Source organism: Xanthomonas cucurbitae (assembly GCF_002939885.1).
In the GTDB taxonomy this organism is placed as follows: domain Bacteria; phylum Pseudomonadota; class Gammaproteobacteria; order Xanthomonadales; family Xanthomonadaceae; genus Xanthomonas; species Xanthomonas cucurbitae.
In genome coordinates, this window is sequence record NZ_MDED01000033.1 from 26,597 (window position 1) to 38,684 (window position 12,088).

Here is a 12,088-nt window from a genome sequence, read left to right on the forward strand (position 1 = left end):
CCGGTGCCGCCGACCGCCCATCGTGAGCACCGGTGCAGCGCGCTCGGCGCAGCGGCCGGACCGGTGTTCGGCTGTCGGGGGACACGCTGTGCCGTACCCGGTGTTGCCCCCAGGGATCAACGCTCGACTGCGGCGATCAGTTCCTTCACCCGCGCCGTCAGCACGCTCACGCTGAAGGGCTTGGTCAGCACCGCCATGCGTGGCTCGAGATGGTGGTCGTCCAGCAGCGCGTTCTCGGCGAAGCCGGTGATGAACAGCACCTTGAGATCGGGGCGCTGGGCGCGGCTGGCGTCGGCCATCTGGCGACCGTTCATGCCGCCGGGCAGGCCGACATCGCTGATGAGCAGATCGATGCGCACCTGCGACTGCAGGATCTCCAGCCCGGCCGCGCTGTCGGCGGCTTCCATCACGGTATAGCCAAGCTCCTCCAGCACCTCGCCCAGCAGCAGGCGAATGGCCGGCTCGTCATCGACGATCAGCACCGTCTCGCCGTCGTCGGTGGGGGTGAGTTGCAGCGGCGCGGCATGCACATCGGGAGCTCCCGCATCGCCCAGGTGGCGTGGCAGGTAAAGGCTCACCCGCGACCCCTTGCCCACTTCGGAATGGATGCGGACCTGCCCACCGGACTGCTTGGCAAATCCGTAGATCATCGACAACCCCAGCCCGGTGCCCTCGCCCAACGGTTTGGTGGTGAAGAATGGATCGAAGGCGCGCGCCACCACATCCGGCGGCATGCCGGTGCCGGTGTCGCTGACACACAGCGACAGGTACGGCCCTTCGCGCATGCCCAGTTGCTGCGCCAGATCGTGATCGATCCAGTGATTGCCGGTGTCGATTCGCAGCGTCCCGCCATCGGGCATCGCATCGCGCGCGTTGATGCACAGGTTGAGCAGTGCATTTTCCAGCTGCGAGGCATCCACCAGCGCCGGCCACAATAGCGCGCTGGGCACGCTCTCCACGCGGATGCCCGGGCCCACCGTGCGCTGCACCAGCTCCAGGATATCGGCGACCAGTTGGGTGACGTTGGTGGGCTTGGGCAACAGGGTCTGCCGGCGCGCGAAGGCCAGCAGCCGATGGGTCAACGCCGCCGCGCGCGTGGCGGCGCTCTGGGCAATGCCCAGATAACGCGGCAGCTCCTGGAAACGCTGCTGCTCCAGCCGCAAGGTCATCAATTCCAGTGCACCGGAGATGCCCGCCAGCAGATTGTTGAAATCATGCGCCAGGCCGCCGGTCAGCTGGCCCACCGCTTCCATCTTCTGCGATTGCCGCAGCGCCTCTTCCACCACCATCAGTTCGGCGGTGCGCGCGGTGACGCGCTGTTCCAGCGTCTCGCTCAGTTCGCGCAGGGCGGTCAGTGCGCGGTCGCGTTCTTCGGACAGCGCATGCCGCGCATCGATGTCCAGCAGCACGCCGGGAAACCGCAGCGGCGTGCCGTCCGGCGCATGTTCCACGCGCCCATTGGCTTCCAGCCAGTAATAGTTGCCGTCACGACGCATGACCCGGTACTGGTGCGCGTACGCACCGCCGCGTGCCACCGCTTCGCCGATCGCCGCACGCAGGCCGGCGCGGTCGTCCGGATGCACATTGGCGATCACCACCTCCAGCGGCAGGCCGGTGCGTGGGCCGGAGGGATCGAAGCCGAAATTCTCCGCAAACGCCTCGTCCACCGAAAACACATCGTTGCGCAGGTCCCAGACCCAGGTGCCGATGATCGCCCCGGCCGCCAGCGCCAGCTGCACCCGCTCGGCATTGCCACGCGCGGCGATTTCCGCTTCCAGCGCGCGATCGCGCTCGGTGGTGCGGTTGACCACCTCGTGCACCAGATGCGTGTTCTCGTTGCTCAGCATCGCGTTCTGGATATCGCGATGCCGCTCGGCCGCCACCTGCGCGGTGGTCTCGATAGCGATATTGAGCAGCCCCACGATGCTGCCGTCCTCGCCACGAATCGGGGACGCGGTGGCATTCCAGTAGGTGGTCTCGGATACCCCATTGCGCAGCATCGGCAAGGCGATCACCCCCTGGCCGTAGCCCTCGCCGGTGCGCATCACCCGCGCAAAGTCTTCGGCGATCGGCGCATAGGTTTCGCCCCAGACCTCGGCCACCGGCTGCCCCAAGGCCTGCGGGTGACGGTCGCCCAGCGACTGCAGATACACATCGTTGTAGAGCATGCGCAGCTGCGGCCCCCACAACACCGCGCCCAGCAGCCTGGCATTGAGCACCATCGACAACGCCGAGCGCAGCGACTGCGGCCAGGCTTGCGGGTCGCCCAAGGGGGTCGCGGCCCAATCGTGGGCGCGAATCGTCGCGCCCATGGCACCGCCGCCGGACAGGAACTCCAGGCCGTTCGGCGCGATGACGGGGTGGGCTGTACTCACGTGGCGGTCGCGCCTGTTGGAAGTGGCCGCATTGTGGCATGCAGGCGCTAGCAGAATGCAGGCGCTACGGCGGCAGGCCACCGCTGAAACCAACCGATTTAGCGTAGCCGGCGATAGGTGGCGAGCGGGCCATCCGGCCAGGGAAGCGATGGCGGGCCTGCCGCGTACGCGTGGACCGGCCAGGCCACGCCTGGCGGATCGGCAGCCAGGGAAGGACGCCTCGGGGGCTGCCACGCGCCGGCTTGTCGGCTACGCGCAGTGAGCGGCGAGCCGATGGACTGCCATCACCCCGACATCCCCTTCCCTGCTCGGCGCAGCGGAGATCCTGCGGTGTCGGGTCCAGGCTCGAATGCAGGCGACCAGGCGTACTACTGATCTTTGGACCAATTACCATTTTCGTACCAAAATCCAATGTCTTGACACGCAACAAGGCGCCCTAATACGAAGATAAATAAACCATTACGCCCCACCCCGGACAAGACCCAGACACTGACCACTCCAGTACCAATTCCGTTAAAGTTTCGCCAGCGCCAATGGATGAATTTATGCAACCGCACACAAAAGTCCTGATGTCATTATTTCCCTTGGCTTTGGCCGCATGTCATCCCGACGCACCCGACAAGCCAGCCGCTCCCCCTGTCGCCAACAATGGCAATGCCGCTGAAGCACCGAAGCCAACTGCCAAACTGAGCGCCAAATTCGATATCAGTGATCTGAATCAGAACGTCAGCGCGTGCGAGGATCTTTTCGAACACGTCAACAGGAAGTGGTTCGACGCAAATCCCATGCCGCAGGATGTGGGCCGGTGGGGAATGTCGACGGTTCATGCGAATTTTACCAGCAAGGTCTTGCTCGACATACTGAAAAACGCTGCAAGCAATCCACAGTCATCGCCAATCAAAAAGATGCTGGGAACGCTGTACGCGTCCGGCATGGACGAACAAGCCATCGAAAAAGCCGGCCTGGACCCCATTTCGACACAGCTTGCGCTGATCGATGGCATCGAGAATCGGGACGGCGTGGTGGACTATCTCATCCAGCAGTCTTCCAAAGGAGACAGCCAGGTCTTTACCTTCGGCCCCACCACCGACGACCGGGATTCGACAAAGGTGATTGCCTCGGCGACGGAAGATGTCGTCAGCCTCCCGAGCAAGGAATACTACTTCGACAAGCAACACCAACCAATACGCGATGCGTACCTGGGCTACATCAAGAACGTTTTTGCACTGAGCGGCGCCAACGCTGGCGACGCCACGGATCTGGCGCAAAAGGCGTTGGACCTGGAAACGAAGTTGGCAGCATCCAGCATGTCGCCATTGGAAAGTCGCAAGGTTGAGATCTACTACAACCCTGTCAACCTCCAGCAGGCGCAGCAGATCACCCCTCATTTCCCATGGAAGACATTCATTGCAGCGCAAGGCCTGCAAGCCGCTCCAACGTTGTCGCTGACCAATGAAAGATTCTTCCGTTCTTTCGACGCGCTCCTGGTGGATGCCTCCGTCGATCAATGGAAGGCCTATCTGAAATTCAGATTGATCGACAAGGCCTCGCCATGGTTGAGCAGGAATTTCGCCGATAACCATTTCGCGTTCTACAAGAAGACACTGGGTGGACAGCCGTCGCAGGAGCCTCGCGAGCGGCGAGTATTGAAGGATGTGGAGACGGCGATGGGCGAAGGGCTCGGCCAGATCTACGTGCAGGAGAACTTCAGCCCAGCGGACAAAGCCAAGTCCATCGAATTGATCGACAAGCTCAAGGCCGCCATGAAGGACCGCATCCAACAGTCCAGCTGGATGAGCCCACAGACGCAACAACGCGCATTGGTGAAGTTGCAGAGCATTCTCGTTCGTGCAGGCTACCCCGATCACTGGCGTGATTGGAGCGGCTTGCAGCTGAGCCAGGACGGCTACTACCACAACCTGGCCGCTGCCCGTGCGTTCAACTACAGGCATGCGCTCAGCAAGATCGGACAGCCCAAGGACCTGAGCCAATGGTTCGTGACGCCACAGACGCTGGACGCCTTCTACAACCCCAACGACAACAGCATCAATATCCCCGCAGCCATGCTGCAGCCTCCGCTGTTCGACAGCGGCAATGACCTGGCCATCAACCTGGGAGGCATTGGCGCCTTCATCGGGCATGAAATCACCCACGCATTCGATGACCAGGGCAGCAAGTTCGACGGCAAGGGCAACAGGGTTGACTGGTGGACGCCTGGCGACCGCAAAAAATTCGATGCCCTGGCGCAGCGACTGGTCACCCAGTTCGACACCTACAAACCCATCAAATCCAGACCCGACATTCACGTCAACGGCCGATTCACCCTGGGCGAAAACATCGCTGATTTCGGCGGCATCCACCTGGCCTACACCGCACTGCAAACGTCCATCCGGCAGGATCCGAGCCTATCGGCGCCGATTGACGGCTACACGCCGAACCAGCGGCTGTTCTTTGCCTGGGCACGTCTGTGGCGCAGTGAAATGCGTGAACCGCAGCAGATCATGAGCTTGTCGAGCAATCCACACTCTCCCACAAGTGTGCGCACCAACGCCGCACCGTCGAACATGCCAGCGTTTGCCGAGGCATTCGCGTGCAAGCCCACAGACCCGATGACGCGGGCGAAGGATGCGCAGACCATGATTTGGTAACGATGGTCATGCCGCGTGGAAGCAGCAGTCACGCGCCTTGTCGCGATCTTCGTGGTTGCCATCCCATGAAGATCGCAGGCCATGCACGCCAGCGCAGCACGGCGGCATACCTGCCAGCATCGCGCGGGCAGGTACGCCTCGCGATGCGGGAGGAGACCTCGATCAGGCCGGGCTGCTCTTTCTTGACAGCTGCGTTGCCTGGCGTCTCTACGCACCACGCTTCGATGTCCAACCCCCATTTCAGGCTAGGTTGGTGCGTCGCACCGCCTTCGCATCTCAGCTCAAGGTCAGCGTAGTGCCTTCGGCAACGGCACGGAAGCTCTGCGCGCCACCGCCGACGGCGGTATAGACGATGGCAAAATTCTTCACCACGCCAGGGCTTGGGTCGCCACCGAACGTCGCGTTGCTGACGGCGATCGTTGTGCCACCGTTGTCGACCAACCACTGACAGATGGAGGTCACGTCAAACCCGTTGCTGGCCGTGCCATAGAGCGCATGCACGATCTTGAAGCTCGGCGTGCCTGGGCCAGCAACCGGCGTGGTCGCCGTCGGCGGATTGGGGACTAGATCGATCGTCGCGTTCTCGCTGCAGCCCAACGCGATCGGATTTCCGCCGTTCAATGCCGGGTTGGTGTAGAGGATGGCAAATTTCTTCACGGTGCCGGGATCCGGATCGCCGAATGTCGCGTTGTTCGCGGTGATATCGTCGTTTCCCGTATCGACGATTTGCTGACATACCTGCGTCACGTCGATGCCTGTGGTGCCAGTGCCATAGACAGCAGAAATGATGGTGTTAGCCATGATGACGTCTCCTTGCTGCAGGACTGGGAAGGCCGCCCCGCTTCGCCTCTTGCCCAGCACCAGCCAACCTGCCGGCATCCGGGCACAACATCGCGATTTGAACGACGCATCGCCTTCGCCAGCGCGCGCCGACGCACGGGATGCAGCTCCGTCCAACCGATCAAGTCCTTGCCGGGTGCGGGACGCCAGCAGGTTCCACATACGAGCGTCTGCGTGGAACACGTGAGCTAAACGCAATGCGCCAGTTATTGGCGGTCGTCCTGGAACACGCCCACCTTCTTCGCCCCACCAGCCGTCAACGCGATTGACTTTAGAAATCCCGAAGTGGACATACCCGACGTAACGTCTCAATCTTGTGGGAAATGCTGGAAGGACCAGATACACCAAGACGCCCGGACGCATCAATCTATCCGTACGAGTGCGTGCAGCAGCAACAGCCTCTCGATGCGCTTGCGCTTGCGGGTCCCATCGACACCACAGAGCGCGTGCAAGAGATGTCTGACGAAATCATCGTTCACCTACTGACCAGAAGCAGGCATCGTCCCCGACAGACGTCATCCCGTCTTCAAACCATCGTCGGATATTCCTCTCCGGACTCTCCGACATGGCACGCCCTCCTCGCCTGGACATCCCAAACGTTGCCCAGCATGTCGTGCAACGTGGCAACGACCGTATGCCGTGCTTCTTTGAAGACGTCGACTACCGCCATTACCTGACCATGCTGCAGGAAGCCGCGACTGCGCAAAGCTGCCGGATTCATGCCTACGTGCTGATGACCAATCATGTACATCTCATGGCGACGCCGTCCTCGAAGGGGTGCGTCTCGCGCATGATGCAGACGCTCGGCCGGCGCTATGTCAGCTACATCAACAGCAAGTACCGACGCACTGGCACACTCTGGGAAGGCCGCTACAAAGCCTGTCTGGTCGACGCCGAACGGTATATCCTGGCCTGCTACCGATACATCGAGCTCAACCCAGTACGAGTCGCGATGGTGGCGGACCCTGGCGCCTACCGCTGGTCAAGCCATCGCCACAACGCCCAGGGCATCCACGACGCATTGACCACTCCGCACGAAACCTATCTGGCGCTGGACATACAGCCGATGAAGCGTCTGGCTGCGTATCGTGCGTTGTTCGCTGAGGCCCTTGACCAACAGCGCCTTGCAGAAATTCGCAGCTACCTCGAACAACAACGTGCACTTGGAACACCGCGCTTCCAGACACAGATCGAAGCGATGCTGGGCCGCTGCGTCACGACTCGGCCGCGTGGACGGCCGAGCAGTTCATCCAAGTGATGTTGGTGAATCACTCTGACCCCTTTTTTCTGGGAAACGGGGTCAGATTCACTTCTACAAGTGATGTTGGTAAATCACTCTGACCCCTTTGTTTGACCCCTTTGTTTTGTTGACGTTTCTATTCCCTGCACGCTGCCCATTGCACGACAAGCGGATCCGCTGCGTTGGCCCGATGGAGATGGCGATGCACCGCGTACTGCAAGTGACTGCGCGCCGCGCCAGTCCTGACAGAGCTTGTTCCAACCCCGATTCCCGGACTCAAGCATTCTCCCAACCGTGAACGGCACACATCTTCGACACTACGCTCTTGCCGTTTCGACATCGGTAGGTCGACCATGGATTCGAGGGTGTAGTTCTTGACAATTTGAGGGTATCGAATGACCTCAAGGAAAAGATCCTCGGCTCCGTCAAGGTCCATTTCCTTGGCGTCATCCAGCATATTCTGCGTAATTCTACTTCCCGGACCACCATCAACCATCTTTTTGGCAAGGAAAATAGCAGGACTATTGGTCAGACCTACGCCATCACGCACAAAAAAGTGAATCTCGACGTGGGGTGGTACCTGAAAATAGCCCCATTCGCTCTCATGCAAACCATGCCCCCACAGTACGATCAATGGCATCTAGCACCTCCTGCCCATAAGATAAAATAAAAATCATCGCCAAGCACATATAGCTCGGAATTCATATGCTCTGCGCTCCTTTTAGCTCTGATTTGGCATTATCGAAATCTTGTTCACCGCGCACCCGATAATTCCGAAAATTCATTTCTTTCTCGCCTCAATGACAGACTTGTAATAGATGTTTTCGCGCAGCTGGGTATAGGCCCGGATTTCTTCCCCGTCGTTTGTCCAGATCGTCCTGTTGATATGGGGTGGCTTCATGTTGATGGTCCGCCCATTCGTGTAGTGTCCGTCTGCATAGGGTTCCTCCCCATTTTTCAAGCCCTTCTGCCGGCGAGCGTAGAGGAATTCTCCCAACCACGATTGAGTCGGGAGCAGCGTCTGCAGGCGTTCGGTAGCGATCTGCGGGCACCTGAATGTCTCAGCGTAGATGTTCTGTCGATAGTCCTCCGCACCGTCGAAGCAGTCCACCAGGAAATTCCACATATAGGCTCGCTGTGGCCCGCCTTGTGCGAGAAACGTCCGGGTGGAACGGTACTGGACTGACTTGGCGTAATAATTGGCCGCCACCTCGCCGAATCGCTGGACCAGCAGAAGCCACTGTATCGCGTGCGTGAACTCGCCATGGGCGCGGGTGAAAAGGTCGCGGAACATGATCTTCTCCCCCACTACATCGTTGAAATCAGCAGGGCTGATCTGGCCATTGAGAATGACCACATGCCTACTGAACCCGTAATAGGATGCATATTTTCCAAGCGCACAGGAGAAGGCGCCGAGACGGCGATAATTGACGCCATCGCGCTGTACCTCACGGAACTTTACGTATTCCGTGCCCAGCTCAAAAGATAGGTCCTTGACCGCCGACGCAAGCGCTTCGTTGTCCGACAGGAAACTGGCCATGCGCGCGAAGACGAGCATGTCCCTCATCCGCTGCGTCGCTTCGATCTTGACACCATCGACAACCTGGAAATTCTCATCCAGGAACAACACCATTTCCAATTCCGATGCATCACTGATCTTCATCGAAGTCCTCTCTTCGGTTTTGTCCGTGCGCGCCTGCGCCTGTCAGTGGAACAGGTACGAGAAGCCGTCTGGATTCGTGCTCATTCCTACGCCTCCGATGGATGCATGGTGTGCAAGCCGCCCCAGGAACTCCCTCGACATTTTCGGCAACATCGAATTCGTCAAAATCGCATCAATCATCCGCCCACCCGACTCGCTCCCGGTGCACCGGCTCACCACCAGCTCCACCACCGAATCGTCGTAGTCGAACGGAATCTTGTAGCGCTCTTCGATTCGTTTCTTGATGCGATTCAACTGCAGCCGCACGATCTGTCCGAGCATGGCGTTACTCAGCGGGTAATACGGAATCGCCACCAACCGCCCGAGCAACGCCGGCGGAAACACCTTCAGCAACGGCTCGCGCAAGGCCTTGGCCATGCCCTCCGCATCCGGCAGCAATTCCGGGTCTTTGCACAGGCTGGCGATCAGATCGGTGCCGGCGTTGCTGGTGAGAATGATTAAAGTGTTGCGGAAGTCGATGCGGCGGCCTTCGCCGTCTTCCATCCAGCCTTTATCGAAGACCTGGAAGAACAGTTCGTGGACGTCGGGGTGGGCTTTCTCCACTTCGTCCAGCAGCACCACCGAGTACGGCTTGCGTCGCACTGCTTCGGTGAGCACGCCGCCCTCTCCATAGCCGACATAGCCCGGCGGTGCGCCCTTGAGCGAGGAGACGGTGTGTGCCTCCTGATACTCGCTCATGTTGATGGTAATCAGGTGTTGTTCGCCGCCGTACAAGGTTTCGGCCAGGGCGAGTGCGGTTTCGGTCTTACCGACGCCGGAGGTGCCGGCGAGCAGGAACACGCCGATCGGTTTGTCCGGGTTGTCCAGGCCGGCACGGCTGGTCTGGATGCGCTTGGCGATCATCTCCATGGCGTGGTCCTGGCCGATCACGCGCTTGGCCAGTAGTTCGGGCAGGCGCAGCACGGTGTCGATCTCGTTGCGCGCCATGCGTCCAACCGGGATGCCGGTCCAGTCGGCGACCACGGCAGCCACCGCCTGGTAGTCGACCGTGGGCAGGATCAACGGCGATTCGCCTTGCAGTGCGGCCAGTTCCGCCTGTACCAGTTCCAGGCGCGCGAGCAGCGTGTCGCGATTAACCTGCACCGGTGCTTCGAGCACGGCAGTGTCGCCAAACGCCGCCTGTGTGGCATCGGCATCGGCCTCCGCTTCCAATGCACTGCCAGTGCCTTCCACCGGTGCATTGCCGCTACGCAGTTGCGCACGCAACGACAGCAGCTCGTCCACCAATGCTTTCTCGCCAACCCAGCGCTGCTCAAGATCACGCAGGCGGCCATGCTCGCGTTCCAGCAGGCCAGCACACGCAGCAGCACGCTCCTCCACCACGATGCCAATCGCACGCTCGCGCTCGATGATGGCGTGCTCGGTGTCCAGCGCTTCGATGCGGCGGCGGCTGTCGTCCACTTCCGCAGGCGTGGCATGCAGGCTGACCGCGACGCGGGCACAGGCGGTGTCGAGCAGGCTCACCGATTTGTCCGGCAGCTGGCGGGCGGGGATATAGCGGTGGCTGAGCTTGACCGCCGCTTCCAGCGCTTCGTCGAGGATCTGCACACTGTGGTGCTGTTCCATCATCGAGGCGACACCGCGCATCATGCGTACCGCCTTGGCCTCGTCCGGCTCGTCCACCTGCACGGCCTGGAAGCGCCGGCTCAGTGCGGGGTCTTTCTCGATGTACTTCTTGTATTCGGCAAAGGTGGTCGCGCCCACGGTGCGCAGCGTGCCGCGTGCCAGTGCCGGCTTGAGCAGGTTGGCGGCATCGCCGGTACCGGCCGCGCCGCCGGCGCCGACCAGGGTGTGGGTTTCATCCACAAACAGGATGATGGGCTTGGGGCTGGCCTGCACCTCGTCGATGACCGCGCGCAGGCGCTGTTCGAACTCGCCCTTCATGCTGGCGCCGGCCTGCAGCAGGCCCACATCCAGCGTGCGCAGTTGTACGTCCTTCAATGCGGGTGGCACATCGCCACGTGCGATGCGTTGCGCGAAGCCTTCCACCACCGCGGTCTTGCCGACGCCGGCCTCGCCGACCAGGATCGGGTTGTTCTGGCGGCGGCGCATCAGGATGTCGACCACCTGGCGGATCTCGTCGTCACGGCCGATGATCGGGTCGAGCTTGCCCTCGCGCGCTTGTGCGGTGAGGTCGGTGGTGAATTTCTTCAGTGCCTCCTGTTTGCCCATTGCGGCCGGCGCAATGGCACCACTGGCCTCCCCGGGTGCAGCGGTCTGGCCGAGTGAGAAACCATCGCTGGGCAACAGGCCATCTTCCGGCGAACCGGCCACGATCTGCGCAAAGTGTTCGTTGAGTGCCGCAGGTTTTAGCTTTTCGAATTCCTTGGAGATCGCCAACAATGCATTACGCAGGCCGCGCACGCTCAGGATGCCGACCAGCAGATAACCGGTGCGCACCTGCGCCTGCCCAAAGCTGAGCGAGGCATACACCCAGCCGCGCTCCACCGCTTCTTCGACATTGGCCGACAGGTCGGTGACGGCGGTGGAGCCACGCGGCAGGCCATCCAGCGCGGTGGTGACATCGCGCGCCAGCGTGGACGGATTGAGTTGGAAGTGCTTGACGATGCGGTGCAGGTCCGAGTCCTGCAGCTGCAGCAATTGATGCAGCCAGTGCACCAGCTCCACGTACGGGTTTCCGCGCAGCTTGCAGAACACGGTGGCGCTTTCGATACCGCGATACGCCAGCGGGTTGAGCTTGCCGAACAGGGCACTGCGGGAGATCTCGGCCATGATGCGTCCTTCGAAGTCGGTACGTTGCGTGTGAGCGAAAGGCAGAGCGGTGCGCGTCAGCCCGATGGGCGCAGCAGTACCTCGTCGGCGTCGGCGATGCTCCAGGCGCGGCGGCCGATCCAGGTATCCAGGCCCAGTCGGCTGTTGCGTGCCAGCTGCGGGGTGGGCACCTCGTCGGCCTTGAGCACCAGCTGCAGTTCCCAGCCGAACTCGTCGCCCAGATAGCTACGCACCGCGGCGGTCAGCTGGCGCAGCGCCTGGCCGCCCGGCAGGAAGCGTTGAAACGCGATGCGTGGCAATGGCCCCAGCCGGATACGCACGCGTTGCTGCGCACCACGCACCTGTACACCGACCACGCTGTCCACGCCGAGCTGCGCATTGCGCGGGCCCAGGCCCAGCCGCAACTGGGCGTCGGCAGGTAGCCGCATCCATTCGGCAACCTGATTAGCCCCATCCCTCAGCCAAGAAAGTTGCTTGCCATGCGCAAAACTCGCTCTGGGCAAGGCTTGCAGCGCATCAGCGCCGTCGC

Annotated in this window: 7 protein-coding genes and 1 pseudogene; 2 read left to right on the forward strand and 6 right to left on the reverse strand. The window is 61.3% G+C overall.

Features of this window, described 5'->3' with window-relative positions; all coding sequences use genetic code 11:
- Positions 1–116: 116 nt before the first annotated feature.
- Positions 117–2,312 (reverse strand): ATP-binding protein, encoded by a 2,196-nt coding sequence (locus XcuCFBP2542_RS15420; RefSeq protein ID WP_170067009.1) that lies wholly within the window; start codon positions 2,310–2,312, stop codon positions 117–119.
- Between the two features lie 632 nt (positions 2,313–2,944).
- Between XcuCFBP2542_RS15420 and XcuCFBP2542_RS15425 the strand changes: the two genes are divergently transcribed.
- Positions 2,945–5,023: a M13 family metallopeptidase gene (locus XcuCFBP2542_RS15425; protein WP_158251456.1), complete on the forward strand. Its 2,079-nt coding sequence runs from the start codon at positions 2,945–2,947 to the stop codon at positions 5,021–5,023.
- A 276-nt stretch (positions 5,024–5,299) separates the two neighbouring features.
- Here the strand turns inward: XcuCFBP2542_RS15425 and XcuCFBP2542_RS15430 are convergent, their stop codons facing one another.
- A complete protein-coding gene (locus XcuCFBP2542_RS15430; RefSeq protein WP_104604609.1) occupies positions 5,300–5,824 on the reverse strand; it encodes a hypothetical protein in 525 nt (174 codons plus the stop codon).
- 604 nt (positions 5,825–6,428) lie between these two features.
- On the opposite strand from XcuCFBP2542_RS15430, the gene XcuCFBP2542_RS15435 reads away from it, so the two are divergent.
- Positions 6,429–7,121: a transposase gene (locus tag XcuCFBP2542_RS15435; RefSeq protein ID WP_104604611.1), complete on the forward strand. Its 693-nt coding sequence runs from the start codon at positions 6,429–6,431 to the stop codon at positions 7,119–7,121.
- 118 nt (positions 7,122–7,239) lie between these two features.
- Here XcuCFBP2542_RS15435 and XcuCFBP2542_RS19400 read toward each other — a convergent pair whose 3' ends face one another.
- From XcuCFBP2542_RS19400 to XcuCFBP2542_RS15455, 4 genes and pseudogenes are all read right to left on the reverse strand, one after another.
- Complete coding sequence (locus XcuCFBP2542_RS19400; protein WP_146090344.1) at positions 7,240–7,743, reverse strand: putative adhesin; 504 nt, start codon at positions 7,741–7,743, stop codon at positions 7,240–7,242.
- A 141-nt stretch (positions 7,744–7,884) separates the two neighbouring features.
- Positions 7,885–8,766 (reverse strand): LirA/MavJ family T4SS effector, encoded by an 882-nt coding sequence (locus XcuCFBP2542_RS15445; protein WP_104604614.1) that lies wholly within the window; start codon positions 8,764–8,766, stop codon positions 7,885–7,887.
- Positions 8,767–8,808: 42 nt separating this feature from the next.
- Positions 8,809–11,559, reverse strand: coding sequence for a type VI secretion system ATPase TssH (gene tssH, locus XcuCFBP2542_RS15450; protein ID WP_104604615.1), 2,751 nt, complete (start codon positions 11,557–11,559; stop codon positions 8,809–8,811).
- Positions 11,560–11,615: 56 nt separating this feature from the next.
- Positions 11,616–11,999 (reverse strand): annotated as a pseudogene (locus tag XcuCFBP2542_RS15455) (type VI secretion system baseplate subunit TssG); the annotation flags it as partial.
- Between the last annotated feature and the right edge of the window lie 89 nt (positions 12,000–12,088).

Bases quoted from the DNA above. Each gene is read 5' to 3' on its own strand.
- XcuCFBP2542_RS15430 (WP_104604609.1), bottom strand. From the start codon at position 5,824: ATGGCTAACACCATCATTTCTGCTGTCTATGGCACTGGCACCACAGGC.
- tssH (WP_104604615.1), bottom strand. From the start codon at position 11,559: ATGGCCGAGATCTCCCGCAGTGCCCTGTTCGGCAAGCTCAACCCGCTG.
- XcuCFBP2542_RS15420 (WP_170067009.1), bottom strand. From the start codon at position 2,312: ATGGGCGCGACGATTCGCGCCCACGATTGGGCCGCGACCCCCTTGGGC.
- XcuCFBP2542_RS15425 (WP_158251456.1), top strand. From the start codon at position 2,945: ATGTCATTATTTCCCTTGGCTTTGGCCGCATGTCATCCCGACGCACCC.
- XcuCFBP2542_RS15445 (WP_104604614.1), bottom strand. From the start codon at position 8,766: ATGAAGATCAGTGATGCATCGGAATTGGAAATGGTGTTGTTCCTGGAT.
- XcuCFBP2542_RS19400 (WP_146090344.1), bottom strand. From the start codon at position 7,743: ATGCCATTGATCGTACTGTGGGGGCATGGTTTGCATGAGAGCGAATGG.
- XcuCFBP2542_RS15435 (WP_104604611.1), top strand. From the start codon at position 6,429: ATGGCACGCCCTCCTCGCCTGGACATCCCAAACGTTGCCCAGCATGTC.